This is a genomic window from Gilliamella sp. B3464 (assembly GCF_026536145.1).
Lineage (GTDB): Bacteria > Pseudomonadota > Gammaproteobacteria > Enterobacterales > Orbaceae > Gilliamella.
Genome location: NZ_JAFNOQ010000007.1, coordinates 26,891 through 53,152, shown reverse-complemented (window position 1 = coordinate 53,152; position 26,262 = coordinate 26,891). Strand labels below are relative to the sequence as shown.

Genomic DNA, 26,262 nt, shown 5'->3' with positions numbered 1-26,262 from the left:
TGTAAACATTTATCTTGGTAATGAATAGCCTTAGTTGGCTATTGATAAAATATATCTTATCAATTCAAGGTAAGGCATCTGTTTTAGATGTGAATCAAGAGGAATGTAATGAGTAAATATGAATTCTTGCTTCGAATTTCAATGCTTGGTCATGGAAAACTGGCTATTTTTAAAAAATTGAGTCAGTTTTTTGTATCTGGTCTACCTAATCAAATTAAGGATGTGCCTTTTTTATTAGAAAAATTAGGCTTAAGCCAAACTCAACAAGCACATTGCTTATCTATCTCTTATTTACATTTTGAACCAATACTCAAATGGTTAAATAATTCTTTTCCACCTAGATCGTTGATCGCTTATTGTGATTTACACTATCCCGCTTTACTAAAGCAAATCAGTTCTCCCCCTATATTTTTATTTGTGATGGGAAACGCTCAGCTGTTATCTTCTCCCCAAATTGCGATGGTCGGTAGCCGTGAATTTAGTGAATATGGCGCACAATGGGGACGATATTTTGCCGGTGAACTTGCGATTAATGGTTTAACGATAACCAGTGGTTTAGCGCTTGGTTTAGATGCAATTTGTCATCGAGGGGCACTTGAAGTCGCGGGTAATACTCTAGCCGTTCTTGGTAGTGGCTTAGCTAAGATTGCGCCCGTATCTAATCTTAAACTTGCGCAAGATATTTTGGCCCAAAATGGGGCATTAGTATCAGAATTTTTGCCCTTTGAAAACGCGAGATCTGAGTACTTTCCAAGACGCAATCGAATTATTAGTGGATTAAGTTTAGGTACGTTTGTGGTTGAAGCCTCTGAAAAAAGTGGATCGTTAATTACTGCGCGTTATGCTATTGAACAAAATCGTGATGTGTTTGCTTTACCTGGGGATATTGATAATCAAAACTGTAGTGGAACCCATTATTTAATTAAACAAGGTGCCTATTTAGTGACTCAACCTATCGATATTTTAGAACACTATAGTGGTTATTTATCAACAATGGATCGGCAAGTAAAAAAACAACATGATGACACTAACAATAATATTTTGTATCCCGAAATTTTTGCTGTGATCCATCACCAACCTATAGCTGTTGATGTGATAGCCTCATTAGTTGATTTACCGATTCCAGAACTAACCAGTAAACTATTAGAGATGGAAATTGCTGGATTAATTATGACAGTAACTGGCGGTTTTATTCGTACAAGAACTTGCTAATACATTTTATATTGTCGTAAATATTTAGCTGGATTATAGGCTAAGAATAACTGCCACCGATATGAATCGGTGGGGGAATATACTTTTTATTTTTCTTCAATTTCTAATGCAATTTCAGATAGGATAATACCGGTGTTATCGGCATAGACAAAATCACCTGAAAAGAAAGTTACACCGCCAAAGTTAACACGGATATCGACTTCACCCACACCTTGATCTTCTGAGCCGACAGGAATTGATGCAAGAGCTTGAATACCGATTTCAGCATCAGCAAGATAATCAACTTGACGAACCGCACCATAAACAATTATGCCTTCCCATTGATTTTGAATAGCAATATCAATTAATTCTGCATCAATCAGTGCTCGTCGAACCGATCCTCCACCATCAATCACCAATATTTTGCCAGTACCATTAGATTGTAAGACTTCGTATAATAAGCCGTTATCTTCAAAACATTTTACTGTTACAGCTTGACCTGAAAATGACGATACACCACCAAAATTGCTGAAAATTGGTTCAACGACGTTAACATCTTCTGGGTAATAATCGCAAAGAATTGAAGTATCAAACTCCATCATCGAGTCTCCTTTTGCATTTTAAATTGTGTTTAGTATAACGCTAACATTGATTAACACGATATAAAATTTAAATAAACGTGAGCTAGCTCAAAATAATACCCAAACAATAAAGTAAATTAGTTAATAAAGCAAGTTTGACCATCTGTATTAACAAAGGTAATGCTTCATTTGAATTGCGATATTGTAAAACCGCATAAATATGTTTGCCATATAGTGGTAAGATTATTAAGAATAATCCACTGTAAATAGTGTGTAGTTGATAATAAGCAAACAAGCTAAAAAAGCTTAGAGAACAGAGCAATAACAATATATGATAGTATCGTCCAAGCGTGTTTCCCATCAAAACTACAAGCGTTGTTTTATGATTGAGCCGATCACTGTCAATATCGCGTAAGTTATTAATATTAAGAACCGCTACGGCCAATAAGCCGCTCCCAATAGATGGTAAGATAATCGATACAGATAATAATTTAGTTTGTAAATAATAACTGCCCATTACCCCAACTAAGCCAAAAAAGAGCAATACGGATAAATCACCTAGTGCAATATAACCGTAAGGTTTTTTGCCAATGGTGTAAGTGATGGCTGCGATAATCGCCAAAAGTCCTAACAGGATAAAGCTTAATAATTGATAAACACTATTACAGGCAACAATAATTAAAATTAATCCCGATAAGATACATAACAAAATGTTAATCCATAATGCTATCTTTAATTGCTTTAAGGTAATTAAACCTAATTGAATGCCTCGAGCATGTGCGCTGAGATTTTGCTTATCACTCCCTTTAATGGCATCACCATAGTCATTGGCTAAATTAGATAATATTTGTAATAGAGCGGCTGTGGTGATTGAAAACAGCATAATAAATAGATTGAATGCGTGCTGCCAATAAGCTAGCGCATTACCCATAAGAATTGCAGAAAGCGAAAGTACTAATGTTTTTGGACGTAAACTAATCATCCACGGATAACATTTCATTGACATTTAACATGTTATTTAAATTTAAAAAATTTGTAGTCATCATAACAGTAATTGATATTAACTGCTAATGATGAACTAAGTGAATTTTATTTATCTAATTTTAGCAATATAAGTTCTTTTCATTTTTTTAAAGAATCGTCTTACTTGCCCTTGTCTTAATGCGGCAATAAAAAAACCAAGCGAGCCGTACATCACGCCAAGCATTAAAATCATAAATACATTAAACCAATTATCTGTTAGGCCTAAACCCATTTGATTAACGCCGGCGATCATATTGGTTGCCCAAGTTGAGGGTAACATTCTTGAAACTGTTTGCACCCAAAGAGGCATGGCATCGAGCGGCCAAATTGTACCGGATAAGTAAAATACAGGCGTTGTTAAAAATGCCAGTGTTAAATAGATCATTTCTGCTCTACGTAAACACTCGGTCAGTAATTTGCTGAGACCTAAAACTGCAAGCAATAATGGAAATGTCATAATTAAAATTTCTGGTATGTTTGCCAATTGCCTGTATCCTAAAACCCAAGGCCATAAACCAAATAGCACAATTGATAAGAATAACCAAATTGGAATTAAACCGCATAAACTACCTATTACCGCGATTTTGGGTGGTTTTCCTTGAGGCAGTGAGTTTAAAGTTATATTCGTGCGCGTTGAAGCAATCAAAAATGAGTGTTGTAATAACATCACTAATAAACCCGGGAACGTTATTGCAGCAAAGCTAATTCCAGCATTATAAAGAGGCTCAGTTTGACCATTTATTGGTGAAAGAATGACATTGATTTGTTTGTCTGAAAAACCATTATTTCGCATAATTCGGCTGTTAAATTCCGTTAATATTTGCTGATAAATGCCCTTTATGTCCACCTGTATTAAGCCATTAGCTAAACGGCTTGAAGCATCACCATAAGCTGGGATTGTCACTTCTTGACCACTTAAGATCCGTTTTTCAAAATCTCGGGGAATGGTGAAAACAGCAAACAGTTTACGATTATTGATATCGTCATAAGCTTCTAATGAACCTTCGTATATAATTGTTTCAATCTTGGAACTGGTATTTAAAGAACGAATAAGGCTACGGCTGGTTGCGGTATGATCTTGATCAACAATTGCTACAGGTAAACTCGTAATCGTACCATTACTATACACTAAGCTCATCAACGAGACAGATACTAAGAGCAACAACCACATCGGGCGTATTAGCATAAATAAAAATATTTTTGCAAATGAAGACCAAAATATTTTAACCACCAAATGTTTCCTCTTACTGTGAATGTAGCCGTCTAACTAAGCGTTTTCGAACTAACACTGTAATAATTATTGGGTAAATCATTAAAATACTACAGGTTTTTAGTACTGAAAGATAACTAGAATGCCGCAAAAATAGATCAAACAATTTATTTAGAGCATAGGTTAACGGCTCAAGAGATGAGATAAATCTTGCAATCCAAGGCATCGATAATTCGGGTACAACTACACCAGAATAAGTGAGTGCCAAACCAACCAAGACACCAATATAGGTGTAGGCATCTAAAGAGGTTTTGGTAAATGTGTAAAGCAAAATACCAATACTTTGTGCAGCAATAACATAAAAGAACACCACCACAATCATCGCAAAGGGTGAACCTGATACGCGAGCATGCGAAAATAGCACCAACATGGCGATTTCGAAAATGAGTAACATGGTATACCAAATGGTATAAGGTGCTAACTTACCGAGCACAAACGGATAATTTGGGCGAGTACGTTTAGGTAGCTGCGCTAAAATATGAATTGTGGTTGTGACTACAAATAGTTGTAACAAATGCACGACAGCAGAGAACTGTTGGAAGTACATCGAGTTACCGCTCGCATTAAATAGCCCATCATAATTGAAGTTAACTTTTGCCAACGTTGGAACAGGTAAGCCAACACTGGTTGCCATTGTGGTTCGATATTGAGTATTTAATGTGGCAATCAAACCTGAATAATCCATAATTGAATACAGCCCTGCACTATAATACAACGCATTATAATAAAGCATAGGCGTAGGTTGACGACCGGCTAATACGTCCGCTTCAAAATTGGGTGGAATATACAAAATGGCATAAATTTTAGCTTTTTGTAAATCACGTTCAGCAATAGAAAGTTGGCTATCATAATTGATAAGATTAGCATGTGCGCCAGCATTGAGATCGCGCACTATTTCACGTGATAAACTACTTTTGTCATTATCAATATAGCCAACTGGCAAATCAAATAATACCCCACGATGGAAGATACTACTGATTAATATGAAAATAATCAGCGGTAAAATCCACATTAACCAGTGGAAGGTAAACCGTCTAAATATGACTGGTATTTCAGCGTTAAATGCTTGTTTAAAACGCTGCCAAAAGTCTAAAATTAGTTGTCTAATTTCCATAAGGTGCTCATGCCAGCGCGTAAACCTGCAATAGGTGTAGTTGGATAAAGTCTAACTTCAAATGTTTTTAAGTCAAAGTCGCCGGTGGCACGAGTTGCGCGCTTAGTTGCGTAATCACCCATAGGCGCGATATAACGAATTTCCGCTTCAACCTCTTTATTGCCAAGTGCAGGTACTTCTAATTTAACGTGATCACCTTTGTGGATATTAGGCATAATATTTTCACGAAGATTAAATACAAAATAGGCTTCGGGTAATCGAATTATGGTTAATAATGGACTATTTGCATTAAATAACTCACCAACTTCAGCCGGGATAGAGCCAATTTCACCTTCAACTGGGGCTTTAACTTTCAAGTCATCGTATTGGATTTGTAACTGTTTAAGTTGTTCTTCTGCTTGCTTTAATTGCGCATCATAAATTTGACGTTGTTCAACTCGGTCACCATTTTTGGCTTGATCTAAATTAGCTTGCGCCGATTGAACTTGTTGAAAAGCAGCGTCGCGAGTTTTTAAAGCATTATCTAATATTGATTGAGAGACAAATCCTTTGCTTGAAATGGCTTTATTACGTTCATACTCTTTTGATGCATTGTTGTAATCTACTGTGGCTTGTTTAAGTAGTGCTTCGTAGTAACGAATACTTTCTTCCCGTGTGCCATGTTCTGAAAGTTCGACTTGCGCCTGAGCTTGATCGCGAGCCGCTTCGGCCGCTTTGACTTGCGCTAAAAGCTCAGGACTATCAAGGGTAATAACAATCTGATTTGGCTTAACATCATCGCCTCGATTGACATTGATGACTTGTACCCGACCTTTCGCTTTTGACGAGATACTGACATTAGGCGCATCAACTTCACCTTGTAATATGAGTTGATTATTGTGTGATCGAATTAAAATTGTCATTGAAATTAAAATAACAATTAATGCAATAATAATAAAAGTTCTTTTATTCATAAATTTTTTAAGAGTGACAGTAATTAGATAAGGCCTAAAGAGTTAGGATAATTGTATGCAATATGGATTTTACATACGTAAATTGTAACTATTCTTTATATTATACGAAATGTGTTTTATTTAAACAACGAAAGCACGTTCTTTGTTTAAAGAATACGTAAATATTGGCACTTTTATTGATTTTACTATTATTTTATTTGGACGATATATAAATTTCAATCATTCTAAACTACTATTTTAATAGATTTTATTTATGAATGAGATTAGTTAAAAGAAATAGATAAAAACCGACTTATTTAGTATGATATTTAAAATTGAAATACTAAGGCCTAAAATTTATGAAAAAAATAATTATTATTGGTGGTGGCGCTGGTGGTTTAGAGCTAGCGACAGACCTAGGCGATAAGCTGGGAAAAAGTAATAAAGCACAGATAACGTTGATCGATAAAAATAGTTATCATCTTTGGAAACCACTATTACATGAAGTTGCAACTGGTGTTCTTGATGAACAAGTTGATAATATTTATTACTCTTCTCAAGGGCAAGATCATGGTTTTGGATTTACTCAAGGTACGTTTACCGATATAGATCGTGATAACAAATTAGTTAAAATTATCGACAATAATAATGAAACAACGTCCCTTGCGTATGATTTTTTAGTGATAGCAATTGGTAGCACTTCTAATGATTTTGGTACGCCAGGTGTGAAAGAGCACTGTATCTTTTTAGATGATCAAAACGCGGCAATTAAGTTACGTGAAACCTTAATTTCTAAATTTACCAGTTTTTGCTCTATTATTGATGAGAGCGAAACAAAAGATGAAGATAAAATCCGTATTGCTATTGTAGGTGGTGGCGCAACAGGTGTTGAATTAGCCTCGGAGCTACCTCATATGGTTGAAACCTTCGGTGCTTGTGGGCGCAATAAAATGTGTTCTGATTTGTTAGATGTTTCGGTAATTGAAGCAACAGATCGAATTCTACCAGCCTTACCAGAAAAAACAGCGGAAAGTATTACTCAAACTTTACAAAAACGTGGTATACATGTGTTGACTAAAACCATGATTACCAAAGCTGAAAGTGACGGTTTTTACCCTAAAGAAGGGGACGAGATTAAAGCCGATATTATGATCTGGACTGCTGGTGTTAAAGCCCCTGACTTTTTAAAAGAGATTGCCGGTTTAGAATCGAGCCGCTCTAATCAATTGGTCGTCAAACCGACATTACAAACTACGCGAGATGATAGTATTTTTGTTATTGGTGATTGTGCCTATGCTATGCAAGATAACGGTCATGCATCTCCTCCTACCGCGCAAGCCGCACATCAAATGGCAAAAATATGTTATGAAAACATTGTTAACTTGTTTAATAATCAACCAATGAAGTCATTTAAATATTCTGACAAAGGTACCATAATTTCGTTGCACGATACTGCACAAGGAGTGGTTAAATTAGGCAGTAAAAGTGAAATGAGTGTTAAAGGCTTTTTAGCGTTAATGATTCATCGGTTACTTTATCGTACACATCAGGCGAGTTTACTTGGCGTATTTAAAACCATTCGGTTTGCTAGCGCAAGTAAAGTGATGTATAAAGCTAAAGCATCGTCGATTTTTACTAACAGAGATTAGTTTTTACATAAAAACATATAGCTACTTATAAGAATAAAAATTATAAGTAGCTATTTTTTTATATAATTTCAGCTAATGAGTTTAGCTGTTTGGGTTTTTATTGATGCGTTTTGTTTCTGTACTGGTGTTATTATTAACCAGTTTTATTTGTGTTGCTGACTACAAACCTCAAGATGGGGATATTATCTTTCAACCCTCTCAATCCCGTCAAAGTCTTGCTGTTCAACAAGCTACTAACTCACCTTATAGTCATATGGGAATAATTTTTATTAAAAATGGAAAACCTTATGTCTTTGAAGCGGCAAATAAAGTGGTCTATACACCGTTTGAGAAATGGATAAATCGAGGAAAAAACAGAAAATATATAATTAAACGTCTAAAAGATCAACCTTTATCACAGCAAGAAATTTCTCATTTAAAACAAGTTGCTCATTCATTTGAAAATAAGCCTTACGATATTTGGTTTGGTTGGGATGATACATATATTTATTGCTCAGAATTAGTTTGGAAAATTTATGACCGAGCATTAGCATTGAAAATTGGACAATTACAAAGAATTAAAGATTTTAATCTGTCAGCACCAGCAGTTAAACAAAAATTGAAAGAGCGCTATGGGAATAATATTCCTTATCAAGAAAGAGTTATTTCGCCTGTCGCTATGTTTAACTCGCCATTATTGATTACTGTTGATAAGCATTGGTAGTGTTAAACTAACAGTAATTTTTTTATCGGAGCAAAGCTTTTTCGGTATAAGTGATTAATACCGTGCGCTTCAATGGCAATTAAATGGGCTTTAGTTGGATAGCCTTTATGCTGAGCCAGTCCATATTGTGGATACAATTTGTCTAATTCAACCATTTCACGATCACGCGTCACTTTTGCAAGAATTGACGCAGCACTAATTTCAGCAACAAGTAAATCACCTTTAACCACGGCTTGTGTTTGAATGCCGAATTTAGGACAACGGTTACCATCTACCAAAACAAAATTGGGTTTAATCGATAATCCATCTACAGCTCGTTGCATAGCTAACATGGTAGCGTGTAAAATATTTAACTTGTCTATTTCTTCAACAGATGCCCTTGCAACACACCAAGCTAATGCATTTTCTTTAATAACATCAAATAGTTGTTCACGTTTTTTTTCAGACAGTTTTTTGGAGTCTGTTAATCCCTTAATCGGTTTATTGGGATCTAAAATAACCGCTGCGGTAACGACATCCCCGCATAATGGTCCTCGTCCAACTTCATCAACACCGGCAATTAATGTGGCATCAGGGTAGGTAAATTCTAACAACAAGGTGAGTCCTCTAAAACATCAAGTACTGCTTGAGCGGCTTGTTCATCGGCATTACAACGAATTTGCTTATGTAACGATAAAAAGGTTGCTTTCAATTCTGTATTATCACTTTCTAAGAGAGGAATAACGTGATTAGCGATATTTTCGGGTGTACAGTCATGCTGAAGTAATTCAGGTACAATCGCTTTACCGGCTAAAATGTTAGGTAATGAAACATAAGGAGTTTTGATTAATTTTTTAGCTAGCCAAAACGTAAAGGCTTTCATTTTATACCCAACCACCATTGGGCATTTAGCCAACATACATTCTAAAGCAACCGTTCCTGATGCCAAAATAGCTGCATTACTTGCAATCATTGCTTCACGCGCCTGACCATCGAATAATTGAACCTTAAGATTAGGGGCGATTTGTGCTTTAATTTGTTCAAACTCTTGTCGCCTTTTTGCATTTGCTAAAGGTACAACAATATGTAAATCTGGAAAACGTTGCTCTAGCAACTGAGCAGCTTGTAAAAAAGGCGCCGATAATAGCGTGACTTCAGCATGACGGCTTCCCGGCAATAGCGCTAAACAACGACTATTAAGTGGGATACCTAATTGTTGGCGCATTGCGAATTGATCGGGTATTAAAGGGATATCATCCGCCATTTTATGACCAATAAAACGACACGGCACATCAAACTTATCATAAAACGCTTTTTCGAACGGTAAAAAGACCAAAATCAGATTTGTATTACGTTTAATCTTAAACACGCGTTTTTGCTTCCATGCCCAAACTGATGGGCTCACATAATGTATGGTTTTAATACCGGCTTGTTTTAGCCTACCTTCTAAAGAGAGATTAAAGTCAGGGGCATCAATACCAATAAAAACATCTGGTTTAAGGGCGATTAAGCGTTTAGTGATATCTTGGCGGATGGATAAAATGCGGCGCAATCTTCCTAATACTTCGACAATTCCCATTACCGATAACTCATCCATTTCATACCAAGCTTGACAACCTTCGGCTTGCATTTTGGGGCCAGCGATACCGATAAATTGAATATTGGGATGAAGTTTTCTTAAAGCGCAGATTAGACCTGCGCCAAGAATATCGCCAGAGGTTTCACCGGCAACTAAAGCGACAGTAAAGGGCTTATCTGCCATTAACGAATCATGCCACGTGTTGAGCGCGCAAAAAAGTCGACAAATAATTGTACTTCTGGATGCTGTTTTGCGAGTGTTTCAATTTCTATTTTAGCTTCATCTAAACTTAATCCGTTTCGATAAAGAATTTTGTAGCTATTACGAATGGCTTGTAGCGCTTCTTTACTAAATCCACGGCGTTTTAAACCTTCATAATTAACACCATGCGGAGTGGCATGATTACCTTGGGCAATCACATAAGGGGGGACATCTTGCGCAACACCTGAACAGCCACCTACCATTACGTGTGATCCTATTACACAAAATTGGTGTACAGCTGTCATACCTCCAATAATGACATAATCGTCTAATTGAACATGCCCACCAAGTGTTGCATTGTTGGCTAAAATGCAATGATTTCCAATATGGCAATCGTGTGCAATATGGGCATTTATCATAAATAAATTATCACTGCCAATACGCGTTAACTCACCACCTTGAACCGTTCCTCGATGGATAGTCACACTTTCACGAATCATATTACGATCGCCAATTTCGGTGCGAGTTGGCTCACCTCGATATTTTAAATCTTGATTAACTTCACCGATTGAAGCAAATTGATAAATTTGGTTATCGTTACCAATTTTAGTATGACCATTGATGACAACATGTGATTTTAAAAAAGTCCCATTGCCAATTTCAACATTTTCACCAATAAAGCAAAAAGGTCCAATTTTGACGTTATCGCCAATTTTTGCGCCTTTTTCAATTACTGAACTTGGGTGTATTTCCGTTGCCATAGCAGTTCCTTAATACTGTTTTAGGGATATTTTAAAAACCAAGTTATTTACGAGCACACATCATTTCTGCTTCGCAAACCAACTTGCCATCAACAGTTGCAACTCCATGGAATAGTGCAATACCACGACGTTCTTTAATATATTCAACATCAAGCACGATTTGATCGCCTGGTACAACCGGTCTTTTAAAGCGCGCTTTATCAATTGATGCAAAATAATAAAGTTGTCCTGGTGATAACTCTTCAATACTTTTAAACGCTAAAATTCCCGTAGCTTGTGCCATAGCTTCTAAAATTAATACGCCAGGAAAAATCGGTTTATTTGGAAAGTGACCTTGGAAGAAAGGTTCATTAACTGTGACATTTTTAATCGCTTTTAATGTTTTACCTTTTTCATAACTAATTACCCGATCAACCATTAAAAATGGATAACGATGAGGTAATAAACTGATGATTTCTTCAATATCAAGGGTATTAAGTTCGGTAGTCAAAATAGCTATCCTTTTACATTATTTTCTATAAATTTTGTATATTATAACTGAGGATGCCACTATCACTCAAGGATGATTTAAATCCCCCGTTTTGTTTAACTATAGCTATTATTGCTATATTAATAATAGTTTTATTAAATAAATGATCTGTAAATACTATATTATCCTATATCAAATCATATATAATAATCTGAAATTTAGCTAAAAAGTTCCTAACTTGGAGAGTAGTATGAAATCATTGATTAAAATGACGTTAGTAAGTAGTGCAATTGTATTGGCTTTGGTTGGCTGTGATGATAAAAAAACATCTCAAGAAAAAACACAGTCAGGAACAGATAAAATTACCATTTCAAATGATGCACAAAAAGAAGCTTATGCTTTGGGTTCATCATTTGCAACTTACATGAAAGCAAATTTAGAACAAAATCAAATTAAAGCCGACCAAGATTATATCATTAGTGGCTTTAATGAAACTTTCCGTGATGCATCTCAACTTTCAAAAGATGAAGTAAAAAATGTTTTAGAAGCATTCGGTAAACGTATTCAAGAAGAAAGTAAAGCGCGTTTTGAAAAAGAAAAAGCCGATAATACTGCCGCTGGTGATAAATTCCGTGCAGATTTTGCTAAACAAGATGGCGTTAAACAAACTAAGTCTGGATTACTTTATCAAATTCTTAAAGAAGGTTCAGATCGTCATCCAACTGCCGATGACACCGTTATTGTTCACTATACTGGAACATTAACCGATGGACGTAAATTCGATAGTTCTTATGACCGTGGCGAAACAGCAACATTCCCATTAAGCGGTGTTATTAAAGGTTGGACAGAAGGAATTCAATTAATTGGTGTTGGTGGTAAAATTAAGTTGGTTGTGCCGCCTGATTTAGCTTATGGTGATCAAAGCTTCCCTGGACAAGGTGATAAAGCTTCAATTCAACCTGGTTCAACATTAATTTTTGAAGTTGAATTACTTGGTATCGATAATGGTGATGCTAATAGCGAAAACCAAAATACTCAATCAGCCCAACCAAAGGCAACAAACTAATTGAGTAATTCATTAAGTTACACTCTTGTTGTTTTGGGTCCTGCTTATGGGACCCAATCTGCTTATTGTGCCTATCAATTTGCTCAATCACTGTTAAGCCAAACTTCTTATCGTATTGAAAATATCTTTTTCTATGGCGATGGCGTGTATAATGCTAACGATTATACCGATCCGGCAAATGATGAATTTAATTTAATTTCAGCTTGGCAACAATTAGCAGAAAAATATGCCTTAAAGTTAGGTGTTTGTGTCGCTGCTGCACAAAGGCGAGGTGTGACTAAAAATAATCTTGCACAATATTTTGAATTAACTGGGCTTGGAGAGTTAAGTGAATCCATGGCGACTTCAGATCGGACTATTCAATTTTAACTTAAGGTTATTACAATGAAGAAAATTGCCATTATTATTAGCGCTTTACCTCATGGTGATGCTAAAGGTCGGGAAGCACTTGATATTGCACTTGCTGCATCGGCTATAAATGCTATTTCGGTACTATTTATTGATGATGGGGTATTTCATCTATTGCCAAATCAGTATCCTGATAAAATTTTAATGCGCGATTATATTGCTACTTTTAACCTGTTAGAACTTTATGATATTGATGATGTTTATGTTTGTCAGTCTGCGTTAAACTCACGAAATCTGACTAATATCAACTTAAATATTCCGCATAAGGTGCTTGATGCACCATCTTTAAAACAATTATTAGCTAGTCAAGATGTGGTTTTACGGTTTTAATTATTAAAACTAAAAACACAAATCAGTTTTAACTCTACCCACTGTTTAGATCTTTTTTACTTCTATTTGATATATTGAATGTGTAGGAATGTTTATATAACAAAATACTAATGATATAAGTTATTAATCCAACCTATTACTTTGCTACCCTCAGTCATAGGTTGGATTATTGTTATTAAAATAACTTATAGAAATTGAGTCATAACTCGATTAAACCAGTTTTTTCATTTGGTCGGCAATTTTTTCAGCTTGCTGTCCAACCACAATTTGCACACCTGTTTTACCTAATTTGATTACTGCCATTGCACCAAGTGCTTTTGCTGCTTGTTCATCAATTAAGTCAGAATCATTAACACTTAGGCGTAAACGAGTAATACATGAGTCGATATTGGTTAAGTTCTCTTTACCACCAACAACAAGTAAATATTGCTGTGCAAGTTGAGATGCATCGCTAATAGCAAGTCCTGATTGTGAATTTTGGCTATTTGTTGTTACTGTTTCATCATCTTCACGACCCGGTGTTTTAAGATTGAATTTAACAATCACAAAACGGAATACAACATAGTAGACAACAAAGAACACTAAACCTTGTAATATCAACATATACCAATGTACAGCTAAAGGATTGCGGCTGGATAACAGCATATCGATTAAACCTGCACTAAAGCCAAAGCCAGCTATCCATTGCATGGTTGCAGCGATAAATAGTGAAATTCCAGTTAAAATAGCATGGATCACATAAAGTAAAGGTGCTACAAACATAAAAGCAAATTCTAAAGGTTCAGTAACCCCAGTGAAAAATGCGGCAAATGAAGCGGCTAACATGATCGATGCGGTTTTATCTTTATTGCCTTTCTTAGCTGTATGATACATGGCTAATGCTGCGCCCGGTAAACCAAACATCATAATTGGGAAAAATCCTGCTTGATAGCGACCGGTAATACCAATGGTTGCTAATCCATCATCAATTGATTTTTGGCCACCAAGGAAGGTTGGTATATCATTGATGCCAGCCACATCAAACCAAAATACCGAGTTAAGTGCGTGGTGTAAGCCGACCGGAATTAACAAACGGTTAAAGAAGCCATAAATACCCGCCCCAATAGAGCCTAAATCTTTAATGTATTTACCAAAAGCAACTAATGCATCATAAATAGATGGCCATATAAAATATAAAACAGCAGAAACTAATAGCATCACGATAGAAACAATAATAGGAACTAATCGTTTACCACTAAAAAAAGCTAACGCTTTATGTAATTCAACAGAACTGAATCGGTTATATAATTCAGCTGCAATAATGCCAACTAAAATACCAACAAACTGATTATTAATTTTTTTAAACGCAGGGGAAATTTGTGATTGCCAACCATCAACACTGGTATCAATACCATTAAATAATGCAATAGAACTTGGTGAAAGTAATGTTGTGACAACTAAAAAACCGACTAATCCAGATAATGCAGCTGCACCATCTTTATCTTTAGACATACCATAAGCAACACCTATAGCAAAGAGGATTGGCATGTTTTCAATAATTGCACCACCAGATTTTATTAAAAAGGCAGCAATAATGCTATTTTGTCCCCAACCATTTGGATCAATCCAGTAGCCTATACCAAGCAGTATTGCCGCCGCAGGTAATACTGCCACCGGCACCATTAATGAACGCCCAATGCGTTGTAAATACGCTAAAATTCCCATAAGTTAACCTCATATATTGTTAAACAATATCTAAAAAAGTTAAGTTAAAAACAGTTGTTAGATATTAGTTGTTATTTTTTTATATTTGATATTATATTATTTTACTTCGCAAATTAATTATTTGCTTTTTGTGATTTTTGTCACTAATTTTTTTGATTAAATACTTTAATATAGTAAAATATAGTCAACATATTTTACTTTAAAAAAAAAGAAGTTATTTTATTATATCAGAAGAGGTAGTAGCACATGAGACTTATTCCTTTAGAAAATGCGCAACAAGTTGGCGCTTGGGTGGCACAGCGTATTGTTAATAAAATTAATCAATTTAAACCGACAGCGGATCGTCCGTTTTTATTAGGTTTACCAACGGGAAGTTCACCTTTAGTTATGTATCAACAATTAATCAAACATTATCAAGCAGGTCATGTCAGTTTTAAACACGTTGTGACCTTTAATATGGATGAATATGTTGGGTTACCGGAAGATCACCCTCAAAGTTACCATACTTTTATGCATGAAAACTTTTTTGATCATATTGATATCGATAAAAATAATATCAATATTTTAAATGGTAATGCTCCTGATATCGATGCAGAATGTCGTCAATATGAAGAAAAAATTAAAGCTTATGGTAAAATTAATATCTTTGTTGGTGGGGTGGGTCAAGATGGACATATTGCATTTAACGAACCAGGCTCTTCACTTTGTTCAAGAACACGGATTAAAACTTTAACTGAAGATACCATTATTGCTAATTCTCGCTTTTTTAATAATGATAAAAATCAAGTACCAAAACACGCACTGACTATTGGTGTTGCAACATTAATGGATGCACAAGAGGTAATTTTACTTGTTTGTGGTCATAATAAGAGTTTAGCACTGCAAGCCGGTGTTGAAGGTTCAGTTAACCATTTATGGACTGTGACTGCATTACAAATGCATCCAGCATCAATTATTGTTTGTGATGAGCCAAGTACTGATGATCTTAAAGTCAAAACCTTAAAATATTTTAAACAGATGGAAGCAGATAATCTTAAAATAACTGTTTTATAAAGGATAACTCAATGTACGCATTAACAAATTGTCGTATTTATACTGGTTATGAAATTCTTGAAAATCACGCCGTTATTATTGACGGCGATAAGATTAGCAAAGTTTGTAAACAAGAACAATTGCCAGCTGGCATCACTATTGATGATTTACAAGGTGCCATTGTTGCACCAGGTCTTATTGATATTCAAGTCAATGGTTGTGGTGGAGTACAGTTTAATGAATCACTTGATGCTTTAAGTGTTAAAACACTAGAAGCAATGCAAGCAACAAACCTTGTTCATGGTTGTACCAGTTATTTACCGACTTTAATTACTTCAACAGATGAATTTATGATAAAAGCGGTAAATGTTATGCGTGAATATTTAACCACGCATCCTAACCAAGCTTTGGGATTACATCTTGAAGGACCTTATATCAATCCAGAAAAGAAAGGTATTCATGATCCTAATATTATTCGTCAACCGTCGCAAAAAATGATTGATTTTCTTTGCGAAAATGCTGATGTGATTAAAATTATTACCCTTGCACCAGAAAAAGTTGAAAGTCATTTTATTCAACAGTTGGTTAATGCTGGTATTCATGTATCAGTTGGCCATTCTAATGCGCATTATGATGATTGTCGTCGAGGATTTAATGACGGTATTCGTTTAGGCACGCATCTATTTAATGCTATGCCTTATATTTCTGGGCGAGAACCGGGTGTAGTTGGTGCGATTTATGATGAACCAGAGGTTTACGTCGGCATTATTGCTGATGGTCATCATGTGAGCTGGGCTAATATTCGTAATAGCCATAAAATAAAGCAAGATCATTTAATTTTAATAACTGATGCGATGTTACTTGCTGGTTCAAATTTAACTTCGGGCGTGTTTGCTGGAAAAACTATCTATTATAAAGATGGGCGTTGCGTTGATGAAAATGGCACATTAGGTGGATCAGCCCTAACCATGATTGAGGCGGTAAAAAACGCAGTTGAATATGTAGGCATTGCATTGGATGAGGCATTAAGAATGGCAACGCTTTATCCCGCAAAAGCCATAGGTGTCGATAAACAACTGGGTACAATTAATGCAGGTAAAATAGCCAATCTTGTTGTTTTTAATCGTGACTTTAGAATAATTAAAACGGTTGTTAATGGGGTGATGACCCGCTAGAATGTCAGATAACGAATGAAATTATCTGAGTTAATTTATGACATTTAATTATCTGAACTTAGTTGGCAATGCTGAGCTAATCAAGCAACTTAATTATGCAATGATTTATCGTTTGATTGTTCAGCAAGCGCCAATTTCTCGAATACAACTTGCTGAAATTAGCCACTTAGCTCCAGCAAGTATCACAAAAATTACCCGCCAACTACTTAAAAATAAATTGATTAAAGAAGTTGATGCACAACAATCAACAGGTGGGCGCCCAGCTGTTTCTATACAAGCTAAGTTTAGTTATTATCAAACTATTGGCGTACAATTAAGTCGTTCACATGTTACCATTGAACTTTATGATTTAGGTGCGCATAGTATAGCGTTAGAGGTTTATCCGTTAACCGATTTTACTGAGCAAGAAGTGCAAGACTATCTTGTTGCTTTACTCAAAGAATTTATTCATAAAAATAGTAAAAAAGTGAAACGCCTGATAGCCATAGCGGTCGTACTGCCTGGTTTGATCGACTCTGTACGCGGTATTGTTCGATACGCTCCGCATATTCAAGTTAAAGAGTGGCATTTGGGTGATGTATTACATCGTGAGTTTAATGTCACTATCTTTTTAGGCAATGATATTCAAAGTTTAGCGCTTGCTGAAAGTTACTTTGGCACCACACAAGATGTCGATGATTCAATATTGATACGTGTTCATCGAGGAGTAGGATCAGGCGTAATTGTTAATCAACAATTATTAACCAATCATAACCAAAGTGCTTGTGAAGTGGGTCATATTCAGGTCGATACACTAGGGGAACGTTGTCATTGTGGTAATTTTGGTTGTTTAGAAAATCGCGTCGTAAATAACGCTATAGAGCGCCGAGCTAAACAGATGATCGAACAAGGTTATCCGACTAAATTAACGCTTACTGAGTGTAATATTGCAAATATTTGCAGTTGTGCCAATCAAGGCGATGAGCTAGCTATTAAATTAGTTAAAGACGCGGGTGAAAATTTGGGGCGAGCTGTCGCAATTATGGTAAATATATTTAACCCACAACGTATTGTACTCGCAGGGGAATTAATTAAATCACCCGAAATTTTGTTACATGCTGTAAATAGTGCATTGAATGCTCAAAGTTTAGAGGGATTAAGAAAAAACCTCACCATTAATTGTTCAGTGTTAAATGATTGTTCAGCTATAGGCGCTTTTGCTCTTATTCAACAAGCATTATTTAATGGTTCGTTGTTAATGACATTAGTTGAAGATAGTGAACAATAGTTTTTTGATGATAAAAAAAGCCCGAGGGTTCGGGCTTTTTTATTAGGCTAAAATCCGTAACATTCTTCTTAATGGTTCTGCCGCGCCCCATAATAGTTGGTCGCCAACGGTAAATGCTGATAAATAGTCTTTACCCATATTAAGTTTACGTAAACGTCCAACTGGTGTTGTTAACGTACCAGTAACGGCGGCTGGTGTTAATTCTCGCATTGAAATTTCACGATCATTAGGTACCACTTTTACCCAATCATTATGTGCAGCTAATAATTTTTCAACTTCTGGCACGCTGATATCTTTGTTTAATTTAATCGTGAATGATTGACTGTGGCAACGTAGAGCGCCAATTCGAACACAAAGTCCATCAACAGGGATAATTTGGCTGGTTCCTAAAATCTTATTGGTTTCAGCTTGGCCTTTCCACTCTTCTTTACTTTGGCCATTATCCAGTGCTTTATCGATCCAAGGAATCAAGCTACCGGCTAAAGGCACACCAAAATTATCGGTAGGTAAGCTTCCATCGCGCATTTTTTGTGTGACTTTACGTTCGATATCTAAAATTGAAGAATGCGGATCTTGCAATTCTTTAGCAACTTCGGCATTTAGCATTCCCATTTGGGTTAACAGTTCACGCATATGACGTGCACCACCGCCAGATGCTGCTTGATAAGTTGAGACTGATACCCAATCTATCAAGTTTTCAGCAAATAAACCACCTAAAGACATTAGCATTAAACTGACGGTACAGTTACCACCAACAAAGGTTTTAATGCCTTTATCTAGAGCTGCGTGGATATTCGCTTTGTTAACGGGATCAAGCACAATAACAGCATCATCTTCCATACGTAAAGTTGATGCAGCATCAATCCAGTAGCCTTGCCAGCCTGTCGCGCGTAGTTTTGAATAGATTTGGGAAGTGTAATCACCCCCTTGGCAGGTGACAATAATGTCTAATGCTTTTAGTGCATCAATATTATCTGCACGTTGTAACGTGCCTGTTTTTCCACCAAAAGTTGGCGCAGCAGCACCTGCTTGAGAAGTTGAGAAAAAAACAGGGTTAATATAATCAAAATCGTGTTCTTCAACCATACGTTGCATCAGAACAGAACCCACCATTCCACGCCATCCGACAAAACCAACATTTTTCATAATTTATTTCCAAAAAGTAGATGTTATATAAATAGTCACTTTTACTATTAAAGCAAAATATCATCATAAATCAAAGTAAGATAAGAATTATTTTTTTAGATTATGAAAAGATAACAGCGAATTATATAAAACTATTGTTATTTAAATTACTAGCTAGTTTTTATTGATGTCCGTTACCTATTCTTTTTTTACAATGATAAGTGCGCTTAAGTAACCTATTTGATGATAAAGATTGTCATAAATAATATTTACTTTAACGTTAGCCATTTTTAATTATGGTGTTGGCATGGTTTGCCAAATAAAAAACTCGACAGTATTGAGAAAATTATCCAAAAAATGCCCTTCATATTGATCTGCAATAACGAATACCTGCTGTTTTTTGCTATGGTTTATCGCATTAAGACGAGCAATAAATTTAGCACTTTGCCATGGTGCGACACGTTCATCTTTCAAACCTAGCGAAATCATAACCGGTGGATACGTAACATTATCTTTTAAGTTTAAATAGGCATCTATTTTAGATAAATCATTTAACTGTTTTGCGTTTAATGGCGAACCAAACTCGGCAAAATTTGCGTTGCCAATGGCGATGTTATCTAATCGGCTCATATTTAACATACCCACATTAATAGATGCCGCAGCAAAAAGTTCAGGATGTTTAGCTAATGCCATGCCAATTATAATACCACCCGCACTCTCACCGCTGATAACTAGCTTAGATGGTTGGGTAATATGATGATTAATCAAATATTGTGCGCATTTTATAAAGTCATCAATTGAGTTTTGTTTATTCGCTAAGCTACCGCCAATATGCCAATTTTTGCCTAATTCTCCACCGCCTCGAACGTGAGCAATTGCAATTATTCCACCTCTTTCAAGCCAAATTAAACGTGTCGCATCAAAAAAAGCGAGCTGACTTACACCATATGCGCCATAGGTCGTTAACCATGTAGGAGCAGTACCATCATATTTGATCCCTTTAGGATGAATAATCGTCATGGGAATGAGTGTGCCATCGCTTGATTTTATCCATTGTTGTTCAGCCTCATAGTTGGCAAACGAAAAAGCGCTGGGATTAATCATTTTTGTATCTTGAATTAACCCATTATCAGGATCATAACTAAATATTTTGGGTGGGACAGTCCAATTTTGAGCAGTAAATAATATTTCTTTGTGATCTGCATTACTAAAAATGGCCGTTACTTCTTCATTATTGGCAAGTGGGATCAATTTAACATGATGAGTGTCAGCAAAAGGGATAGTTACAAAGTGGGGGATTGTTGACTCATGATAAGCTAAGTAAATAGCATCTTTGCTTGCGGCAAATTGAGTCAAATCTCCATTTTGCCATGCCATAATTTTTTCTTCTGGTTGGCTATTCTTATTTAGATTCACGCGCGAAATAGTATAACCAGACAAATCATTATATTTAGCTAAATATAACCAATCATCTTTCAGAATAAAATTGGTCACATTTTGTTTTCTATCGATGATTTTTTGCCAATGAGCATTGTTTTTTTGAAGATCATCATAGGGTGTTATATACAAATCGATACTATAACCCGATATAGAAGGTGAGACCGAAGCAATAGCCCAATTTGCCGAAAAGGATAATGAAGTGTTTTGATCAGTAAAGGGGTTATAATCGGATATCTGGCCAGTACCAAATATTAAAACATCATTTTGTCTATTTGCGTTTAAATAGTGATGGTAGACCTCTTCTGTGCCGGATTTTTGACTATTGTGTTGATATCTATCATTTCTTTTATAAAAAAAGGATAAATTATCCTTAGACCAAATGATATTTGGATCTGATATGCCGGTTATATCATCATTAAGATGTGATTTGGTCTTTACATTAATAATTTTTATTGATGATATCTCAGCACCATTTTCATAAATGCTATAAGCAATATATTGACCATCATGTGAAGGATAAAAGTCATATATACCATAGCCAATAGGGGGATCGATTAATACTTTTTCATTATTGAAGCGATCTTTAACAAAAAGACGATTATACGGATGATCTGCTGTTTGTTTAAAATAAAAACAATTATCGCCTACGTATTGAATATCAGATATTCTAGGTTCAGCGCCAAAATCTGTTAACTCATCAAACCGCTGACTCACTGTTTTTTGCCAAGGTAACGCATTTAGTGTTTTGACAGTACGTTCAGATTCAGACAATAACCAATTATTGATTAACTGTGGTTGATTTTCCATCCAACGATATTTATCGTTCGTGTCGATTTGTTTTAATGTTAATTCATTATTAGTTTTACAACAGCTACAAATACTACTTAATAATAGAATCAATATGATGATAACTGTTTTATCTCTAAATATAGTCAAATTTGCCTACCTATTTATTCGATGATCAATGTAAGGCTTTAAATAGAAAGGTATTACTCGTAATGGATAAAAGCAAATATAATTTTATTTGCGTTAAAAATATATTTGCCTTATTAAAGTTAAATTAATTGTTTTTTATTTGACCAGTTTAAAACTCTTCATCTTCTATTATTGATGACGTCATTGACACCATATTATAGTGTTCAATACTTTGTTTAGCGGTTTGCATTAGTTCTGGTAATAAATCATCTAACGCCATTTGCGTTCTTAGCATAAATGTTGCCAATAACATGGGTATATTCACCCCAGTAACAATTTCGAGATTTGGGTAATTTGCCATTAGTCTGGTTAATGTATTAAAGGGGGTGCCACCTTTTAAATCAACAAAACAAAGTAGAGTTTGTCCTTCCTGTGTTAGCATTGTCAATGTTTGTTCAATTTGCTGTTGAAAATCATCTAACGATTGCTCTGTTAAAAAAGGGACTGCTTCACATTGTGTTTGTTTACCACAAATCATTTCAGCACTTTCAATAATGCTGTTTGCCATTGGTCCATGGGTGCTGACTAATACTGCAATCATTGGCAATGTTCTCCTTAGTAATCTAAGCAACGATAATAACGACGAATTGACATTGGATGACGATTTAAGTGTTCGACATAAGCATCAATTCGATTATTGATAGTACGAAAAACAAACGGTGATAAGTGTCCACGATATTTTTCAGCGATACCCGGTAATTCATAATCTTTGGTATCAATAATGGTGTAATTTCCACAAATTTGTGGTAAGAATTTAGCGACACGTTCACTTAATGGACGCTGTGTATCTTCACCAACATAAACAGTAACTGCCGTATCACGATCGATCACTTCTAATGTACCATGAAAAAATTCAGCTGACTCAATGGATTTTGAACGTAACCAATGTTGCTCTTCCCAATAACACATAGCATGAGAATACGTTGCTCCCCATTGATTGCCCGCACCAACAAAATAGTGCATTGTATCGTTATGGTGTTTTTCAGCAACTTCTTGACCAAATTTATCGGCTTTTTTAGCAACAGCAACAATATTTTTAGCAAAGTGTTGATCCATTTGTTGATAAAACTCATCATAATCAGGGAACTCACCGGCTAAATACATTAAACGATCTGCTGTCATAAAGAATTTTAATTGTTCATTCATTGGGTAAGTAATAACATGGTGTGCCATTTTCCCTAATGGCGTATCAGCTTTATCCATGAAAGCGAATACGGTTGAACCCACTTCTTTTTGAATTTTCTCAATAGCTGCAACGACTTCTTGTGTGGTACCTGTGACAGATGAAATAATGATCAATGTGTCTTTAGTGATACGTTTGTTTCCTGTTACTAGATATTCAGCCGCATGTTGAACAAAAGTTTCAATGGCTGTTTTTTCTTTCATATGGACAACTGCTTGCATTGATGATGCATAAGTGCCACCAATACCTAACCAACAAACATTGCTGTAACCACGTTTATGAATTTTATCAATAAACTCATTAATTTGTGGACGTAACGCTAATGCACCATTCATGCTGTCGAGTTCTTTTTGTTCGTCATATTTTCTCATACTGTAACCCTCTTTATTTTAGATTTAGTGATTTCATCAAATTCTGGATATGTTGATTTTTCTAGATTGTGACCTTTTAATTGCGACACTTGATAACTGAGTAAGTGAATTGGGATAGTCATAAACAGTGATGATAAAAGTTCATCACAGTCAATATTTAAGCACAAATCGGCTGTTTTCGGTGTTTTGGTATCATGTGCATAAATAGTTGCAATGTTTTGCACATATTGTTTTAAAAACTGTTTTAACAACTCAGCTCTGTCCATGAGTCGACCTTGTGGCTCAATAAAAACGATATAATCATCGCGATGCAAGCCAAGATAAGGGCCATGCATATACTCTTCTAATTCTTTGCCAAATGCTGTATTGCGGACGGTTTCAGTGAATTTAGTTTCACCTTCGCGTGCAATGCCGTATGTTGCGCCATAACCGATAAAAATCACACGGTTAGTTTGATTGAATTGATCTTGATGTTTCGCAACCCAAGCTTGTGACTGCAAAATGGCTTGAGGCAATAGTTGGGTTATTTTTTGTATTTGTGTGAAATAACTTTCAAATTGTTGAGCGTTAATACGCGCTAGTTTTTGACTAATAGCTAAAGCGATTAACATCAAGTCGAGTATGGTTACACTATAACCTGCACTGACATAAGGCATCTCTTCAATTGGCATTCCCATTGATAAAATATGATTACTCACTTTATACAATGGACTGCTTGGATTGCTGGTTAAACTGTATATAGTTTGATTATTCTCAACAAATTGTTTAACTAAATGAATCGTTGAGTAGCTTTCACCGCCTTGCGAAATAGCAAAATATAAATTGTTGGGATCATTGTAATATGAATAATTAGCCGCAATAGAAGGATCTTCTATATAAACTGGCACGTTTAATATTTTACTCATAAAAGGGCGAGCGCTATAGGCCGCATTAGCGCTTGAACCTGTTGCAAAAATAACAATTGCGTTAAGTTGTTTGATCTGGCTTAAATCGATAATATTGGCAAATAACGTTTGGTAATTATCGAGTATATGTTGATAATACTCAGGTTCTAAAGCCACATAATCTGCGATACTTTTCATTGTTTTCCTCTCATTAACCTAACAAACCGCTCCAGGCACCAAAAATACCTATTGCCGCAATTAATAATAGAATCCAATGTGCTTTCACTTCTTTTTTAACAAGTACAAAAATAAACAGCGTAAAAAGTAACGGTAATATTTGTGGCACAATTCCATCAAATATATCTTGCAGTGATGCCGCGTCTGAACCTGAACCAATTTTTAATGGCATATTTAAGGTAACCATGGTGGCAACCATCGCCCCGACCACACAAAGCCCTAATACCGAAGCGCCATAGGATAATTTATCCATCAAACCTGTTTTTTGAACTTTGTCGATAAATGAAGTGCCGATGTTATAGCCTATGAGTAAGCCAAAATACCGCGCCAAAATTGCCGGGACATTAAAGATTAGTAAAAATAAAAGTGGGCCTAAAATATTGCCTTGCAACGCTAACGAGGTACCAATGCCTGTTGCGATGACACGTAGTGTTCCCCAAAAAAATGAGTCACCTAAACCACTTAATGGTCCCATTAGGGCAATTTTAACGTCATTGATTGAGTTTTTATCAAACTCACTGTCTGTAGCGTGTTGCTCTTCCATGGCAATGCAAATACCCAATGGAAAAGTGATTAACCATGGTGTGATATTATAAAATTCAAGGTGTCGTTGATAGGCATCGGTTAATTCTACTTTGTTATTGCTGTAGATTTTATCCAAAGCCGGACGCATAGCATAGGCATAGCCTAAATTCATTTGTCGTTCATAGTTCCATGACCATTCAGCGGTAAACGAGCGCCAAAAGGTTCTGTTTAATTCTTTATTGGTTACTAATTTAGAATTCTTCATTTTCATAATCGATCTCCTGTGATGCTAATGCATTACCCGTATTGGTATTGAGCTGTTGATTACCTTCGTCTATTGCGCCTTTTTTGCCATTAAATGCAGAATAACCGGTCAAAATTAAGGCAAGACAAGCGCCAAAAATAGCCACGCCGGTAACAGGTACTTTCATGTATACCGCTAATGCAAAGCCAAGAACAAAGAAGGTAGTATTGGTTTTTTTGATCATAATTTTCATTAACATTGCAAAACCAAAAGCTGGTAGTAGCCCTGTGGCAATACCTAAACCATCAATGATAAATTTAGGTATCATCTCTAATAAGTTGTTAACAGCGGCACTACCAAATAAATAGGAAAATCCGACAACTAACCCAATTGGAAGATTGATTGAGAAAAATCCACCTAAGATATTCATTCTATCCATCCCTTTACCATTGCCTTCACTGGCATATTTGTCTGCTTTGTGAACAAAATAAGGAAGAATAAAAAGGAAGCAGAGGTTTTTGACTAATAACACCAGTGACGCAATTGGAATACCTAATGTTAAAGCAATTTCGGTACTTTTGCCTGCACCAATAGCAAATGCGGTACCTAAAACACTGCCTGAAATTATTTCGGGTGGAATCGACCCCCCAATAGAAAACGATCCAACAAAAGCTAACTCTAAGGTTGCACCAATGATAATGCCTTGAGTGATATCCCCCATAACTAAACCTGCTAAAGTACAGGTGACAAGTGGGCGAGATAACATTGATGATCCTAAAAAGTATTCAGCATTTGCTAACATCGCAATTAAAGCTAATAGAAGTGCTGTTAATTCGATACTCAT

The 26,262-nt window shown here is 35.7% G+C and carries 26 protein-coding genes; 9 read left to right on the top strand and 17 right to left on the bottom strand.

What is annotated here, in order from left to right:
• Positions 1-108 precede the first annotated feature (108 nt).
• Positions 109-1,212, top strand: coding sequence for a DNA-processing protein DprA (gene dprA, locus J3U57_RS08985; protein ID WP_267344472.1), 1,104 nt, complete (start codon positions 109-111; stop codon positions 1,210-1,212).
• 86 nt (positions 1,213-1,298) lie between these two features.
• Here dprA and rraA read toward each other — a convergent pair whose 3' ends face one another.
• The 5 genes from rraA to J3U57_RS08960 all read right to left on the bottom strand — a co-directional run bounded on the left by rraA (position 1,299) and on the right by J3U57_RS08960 (position 6,132).
• Positions 1,299-1,790, bottom strand: a complete 492-nt coding sequence (gene rraA / locus J3U57_RS08980) for a ribonuclease E activity regulator RraA (protein WP_267334102.1) — start codon at positions 1,788-1,790, stop codon at positions 1,299-1,301.
• An 85-nt stretch (positions 1,791-1,875) separates the two neighbouring features.
• Complete coding sequence (locus J3U57_RS08975; RefSeq protein ID WP_267346534.1) at positions 1,876-2,778, bottom strand: 1,4-dihydroxy-2-naphthoate polyprenyltransferase; 903 nt, start codon at positions 2,776-2,778, stop codon at positions 1,876-1,878.
• Between the two features lie 87 nt (positions 2,779-2,865).
• A complete protein-coding gene (locus J3U57_RS08970) occupies positions 2,866-3,981 on the bottom strand; it encodes an ABC transporter permease (protein ID WP_416379604.1) in 1,116 nt (371 codons plus the stop codon).
• A 58-nt stretch (positions 3,982-4,039) separates the two neighbouring features.
• A complete protein-coding gene (locus tag J3U57_RS08965) occupies positions 4,040-5,179 on the bottom strand; it encodes an ABC transporter permease (RefSeq protein WP_065633777.1) in 1,140 nt (379 codons plus the stop codon).
• Positions 5,161-6,132, bottom strand: coding sequence for an HlyD family secretion protein (locus tag J3U57_RS08960; protein ID WP_267344471.1), 972 nt, complete (start codon positions 6,130-6,132; stop codon positions 5,161-5,163). The genes J3U57_RS08965 and J3U57_RS08960 overlap by 19 nt, the downstream gene beginning before the upstream one ends.
• Before the next feature lie 338 nt (positions 6,133-6,470).
• On the opposite strand from J3U57_RS08960, the gene J3U57_RS08955 reads away from it, so the two are divergent.
• Together J3U57_RS08955 and J3U57_RS08950 are read left to right on the top strand one after the other, a co-directional pair.
• Positions 6,471-7,760 (top strand): NAD(P)/FAD-dependent oxidoreductase, encoded by a 1,290-nt coding sequence (locus tag J3U57_RS08955; protein ID WP_267334020.1) that lies wholly within the window; start codon positions 6,471-6,473, stop codon positions 7,758-7,760.
• Between the two features lie 103 nt (positions 7,761-7,863).
• On the top strand, positions 7,864-8,463 hold the full coding sequence (locus tag J3U57_RS08950) for a YiiX family permuted papain-like enzyme (RefSeq protein WP_267344470.1): 600 nt from the start codon (positions 7,864-7,866) through the stop codon (positions 8,461-8,463).
• A 2-nt stretch (positions 8,464-8,465) separates the two neighbouring features.
• Here the strand turns inward: J3U57_RS08950 and rnhB are convergent, their stop codons facing one another.
• The 4 genes from rnhB to fabZ are packed head-to-tail and all read right to left on the bottom strand — an operon-like array spanning position 8,466 to position 11,473.
• On the bottom strand, positions 8,466-9,056 hold the full coding sequence (rnhB, locus tag J3U57_RS08945) for a ribonuclease HII (RefSeq protein WP_267344469.1): 591 nt from the start codon (positions 9,054-9,056) through the stop codon (positions 8,466-8,468).
• Positions 9,050-10,204 carry a lipid-A-disaccharide synthase gene (gene lpxB, locus J3U57_RS08940; RefSeq protein ID WP_267334023.1) on the bottom strand — a complete coding sequence of 385 codons (1,155 nt, stop codon included), beginning with the start codon at positions 10,202-10,204 and terminating at the stop codon, positions 9,050-9,052. Before lpxB ends, rnhB begins: the two co-directional genes overlap by 7 nt.
• Entirely contained in the window at positions 10,204-10,983 is a 780-nt protein-coding gene (gene lpxA / locus J3U57_RS08935) for an acyl-ACP--UDP-N-acetylglucosamine O-acyltransferase (protein WP_065633782.1), read from the bottom strand. The genes lpxB and lpxA overlap by 1 nt, the downstream gene beginning before the upstream one ends.
• Positions 10,984-11,026: 43 nt before the next feature.
• On the bottom strand, positions 11,027-11,473 hold the full coding sequence (gene fabZ, locus J3U57_RS08930; RefSeq protein WP_065558097.1) for a 3-hydroxyacyl-ACP dehydratase FabZ: 447 nt from the start codon (positions 11,471-11,473) through the stop codon (positions 11,027-11,029).
• A 229-nt stretch (positions 11,474-11,702) separates the two neighbouring features.
• On the opposite strand from fabZ, the gene fkpA reads away from it, so the two are divergent.
• From fkpA to tusC, 3 genes are read left to right on the top strand one after another with little or no spacing between them, the layout of a single operon-like run.
• Positions 11,703-12,518 (top strand): FKBP-type peptidyl-prolyl cis-trans isomerase, encoded by an 816-nt coding sequence (gene fkpA, locus J3U57_RS08925; RefSeq protein WP_267344468.1) that lies wholly within the window; start codon positions 11,703-11,705, stop codon positions 12,516-12,518.
• Complete coding sequence (tusD, locus tag J3U57_RS08920; RefSeq protein WP_267334025.1) at positions 12,519-12,887, top strand: sulfurtransferase complex subunit TusD; 369 nt, start codon at positions 12,519-12,521, stop codon at positions 12,885-12,887.
• Positions 12,888-12,902: 15 nt separating this feature from the next.
• Complete coding sequence (gene tusC / locus J3U57_RS08915) at positions 12,903-13,256, top strand: sulfurtransferase complex subunit TusC (protein ID WP_267334026.1); 354 nt, start codon at positions 12,903-12,905, stop codon at positions 13,254-13,256.
• Between the two features lie 210 nt (positions 13,257-13,466).
• Here tusC and nagE read toward each other — a convergent pair whose 3' ends face one another.
• The gene (nagE, locus tag J3U57_RS08910) at positions 13,467-14,960 is read right to left on the bottom strand and encodes an N-acetylglucosamine-specific PTS transporter subunit IIBC (protein WP_267334027.1); all 1,494 of its coding nucleotides are present in this window, start codon (positions 14,958-14,960) and stop codon (positions 13,467-13,469) included.
• Between the two features lie 246 nt (positions 14,961-15,206).
• On the opposite strand from nagE, the gene nagB reads away from it, so the two are divergent.
• From nagB to J3U57_RS08895, 3 genes are read left to right on the top strand one after another with little or no spacing between them, the layout of a single operon-like run.
• Entirely contained in the window at positions 15,207-16,013 is an 807-nt protein-coding gene (nagB, locus tag J3U57_RS08905; RefSeq protein WP_267344467.1) for a glucosamine-6-phosphate deaminase, read from the top strand.
• 11 nt (positions 16,014-16,024) lie between these two features.
• Positions 16,025-17,167 (top strand): N-acetylglucosamine-6-phosphate deacetylase, encoded by a 1,143-nt coding sequence (nagA, locus tag J3U57_RS08900; RefSeq protein ID WP_267344466.1) that lies wholly within the window; start codon positions 16,025-16,027, stop codon positions 17,165-17,167.
• A gap of 37 nt (positions 17,168-17,204) precedes the next feature.
• Positions 17,205-18,434: an ROK family protein gene (locus J3U57_RS08895; RefSeq protein WP_267334030.1), complete on the top strand. Its 1,230-nt coding sequence runs from the start codon at positions 17,205-17,207 to the stop codon at positions 18,432-18,434.
• Positions 18,435-18,476: 42 nt separating this feature from the next.
• Here J3U57_RS08895 and asd read toward each other — a convergent pair whose 3' ends face one another.
• The 7 genes from asd to J3U57_RS08860 all read right to left on the bottom strand — a co-directional run bounded on the left by asd (position 18,477) and on the right by J3U57_RS08860 (position 26,262).
• Positions 18,477-19,580: an aspartate-semialdehyde dehydrogenase gene (gene asd / locus J3U57_RS08890; RefSeq protein WP_267344464.1), complete on the bottom strand. Its 1,104-nt coding sequence runs from the start codon at positions 19,578-19,580 to the stop codon at positions 18,477-18,479.
• Between the two features lie 273 nt (positions 19,581-19,853).
• Entirely contained in the window at positions 19,854-21,935 is a 2,082-nt protein-coding gene (locus J3U57_RS08885) for a prolyl oligopeptidase family serine peptidase (protein ID WP_267344462.1), read from the bottom strand.
• Between the two features lie 148 nt (positions 21,936-22,083).
• Positions 22,084-22,515: a PTS sugar transporter subunit IIA gene (locus J3U57_RS08880; protein ID WP_267334033.1), complete on the bottom strand. Its 432-nt coding sequence runs from the start codon at positions 22,513-22,515 to the stop codon at positions 22,084-22,086.
• Between the two features lie 14 nt (positions 22,516-22,529).
• Positions 22,530-23,528: an SIS domain-containing protein gene (locus J3U57_RS08875; protein WP_267334034.1), complete on the bottom strand. Its 999-nt coding sequence runs from the start codon at positions 23,526-23,528 to the stop codon at positions 22,530-22,532.
• Positions 23,525-24,610: an SIS domain-containing protein gene (locus J3U57_RS08870; RefSeq protein ID WP_267344461.1), complete on the bottom strand. Its 1,086-nt coding sequence runs from the start codon at positions 24,608-24,610 to the stop codon at positions 23,525-23,527. Before J3U57_RS08870 ends, J3U57_RS08875 begins: the two co-directional genes overlap by 4 nt.
• 13 nt (positions 24,611-24,623) lie before the next feature.
• The gene (locus J3U57_RS08865) at positions 24,624-25,445 is read right to left on the bottom strand and encodes a PTS system mannose/fructose/sorbose family transporter subunit IID (RefSeq protein ID WP_065633795.1); all 822 of its coding nucleotides are present in this window, start codon (positions 25,443-25,445) and stop codon (positions 24,624-24,626) included.
• Positions 25,426-26,262 (bottom strand): PTS mannose/fructose/sorbose/N-acetylgalactosamine transporter subunit IIC, encoded by an 837-nt coding sequence (locus tag J3U57_RS08860; RefSeq protein ID WP_267334036.1) that lies wholly within the window; start codon positions 26,260-26,262, stop codon positions 25,426-25,428. Before J3U57_RS08860 ends, J3U57_RS08865 begins: the two co-directional genes overlap by 20 nt.

Coding starts and splice junctions, on each gene's coding strand:
- nagA (WP_267344466.1), top strand. CDS start 16,025: ATGTACGCATTAACAAATTGTCGTATTTATACTGGTTATGAAATTCTT.
- J3U57_RS08865 (WP_065633795.1), bottom strand. CDS start 25,445: ATGAAAATGAAGAATTCTAAATTAGTAACCAATAAAGAATTAAACAGA.
- fkpA (WP_267344468.1), top strand. CDS start 11,703: ATGAAATCATTGATTAAAATGACGTTAGTAAGTAGTGCAATTGTATTG.
- J3U57_RS08975 (WP_267346534.1), bottom strand. CDS start 2,778: ATGTCAATGAAATGTTATCCGTGGATGATTAGTTTACGTCCAAAAACA.
- asd (WP_267344464.1), bottom strand. CDS start 19,580: ATGAAAAATGTTGGTTTTGTCGGATGGCGTGGAATGGTGGGTTCTGTT.
- dprA (WP_267344472.1), top strand. CDS start 109: ATGAGTAAATATGAATTCTTGCTTCGAATTTCAATGCTTGGTCATGGA.
- J3U57_RS08880 (WP_267334033.1), bottom strand. CDS start 22,515: ATGATTGCAGTATTAGTCAGCACCCATGGACCAATGGCAAACAGCATT.
- tusC (WP_267334026.1), top strand. CDS start 12,903: ATGAAGAAAATTGCCATTATTATTAGCGCTTTACCTCATGGTGATGCT.
- J3U57_RS08870 (WP_267344461.1), bottom strand. CDS start 24,610: ATGAAAAGTATCGCAGATTATGTGGCTTTAGAACCTGAGTATTATCAA.
- rraA (WP_267334102.1), bottom strand. CDS start 1,790: ATGGAGTTTGATACTTCAATTCTTTGCGATTATTACCCAGAAGATGTT.
- J3U57_RS08875 (WP_267334034.1), bottom strand. CDS start 23,528: ATGAGAAAATATGACGAACAAAAAGAACTCGACAGCATGAATGGTGCA.
- J3U57_RS08955 (WP_267334020.1), top strand. CDS start 6,471: ATGAAAAAAATAATTATTATTGGTGGTGGCGCTGGTGGTTTAGAGCTA.
- lpxB (WP_267334023.1), bottom strand. CDS start 10,204: ATGGCAGATAAGCCCTTTACTGTCGCTTTAGTTGCCGGTGAAACCTCT.
- J3U57_RS08960 (WP_267344471.1), bottom strand. CDS start 6,132: ATGAATAAAAGAACTTTTATTATTATTGCATTAATTGTTATTTTAATT.
- nagB (WP_267344467.1), top strand. CDS start 15,207: ATGAGACTTATTCCTTTAGAAAATGCGCAACAAGTTGGCGCTTGGGTG.
- J3U57_RS08950 (WP_267344470.1), top strand. CDS start 7,864: ATGCGTTTTGTTTCTGTACTGGTGTTATTATTAACCAGTTTTATTTGT.
- J3U57_RS08965 (WP_065633777.1), bottom strand. CDS start 5,179: ATGGAAATTAGACAACTAATTTTAGACTTTTGGCAGCGTTTTAAACAA.
- lpxA (WP_065633782.1), bottom strand. CDS start 10,983: ATGGCAACGGAAATACACCCAAGTTCAGTAATTGAAAAAGGCGCAAAA.
- J3U57_RS08970 (WP_416379604.1), bottom strand. CDS start 3,981: ATGCTAATACGCCCGATGTGGTTGTTGCTCTTAGTATCTGTCTCGTTG.
- nagE (WP_267334027.1), bottom strand. CDS start 14,960: ATGGGAATTTTAGCGTATTTACAACGCATTGGGCGTTCATTAATGGTG.
- J3U57_RS08860 (WP_267334036.1), bottom strand. CDS start 26,262: ATGAGTATCGAATTAACAGCACTTCTATTAGCTTTAATTGCGATGTTA.
- J3U57_RS08895 (WP_267334030.1), top strand. CDS start 17,205: ATGACATTTAATTATCTGAACTTAGTTGGCAATGCTGAGCTAATCAAG.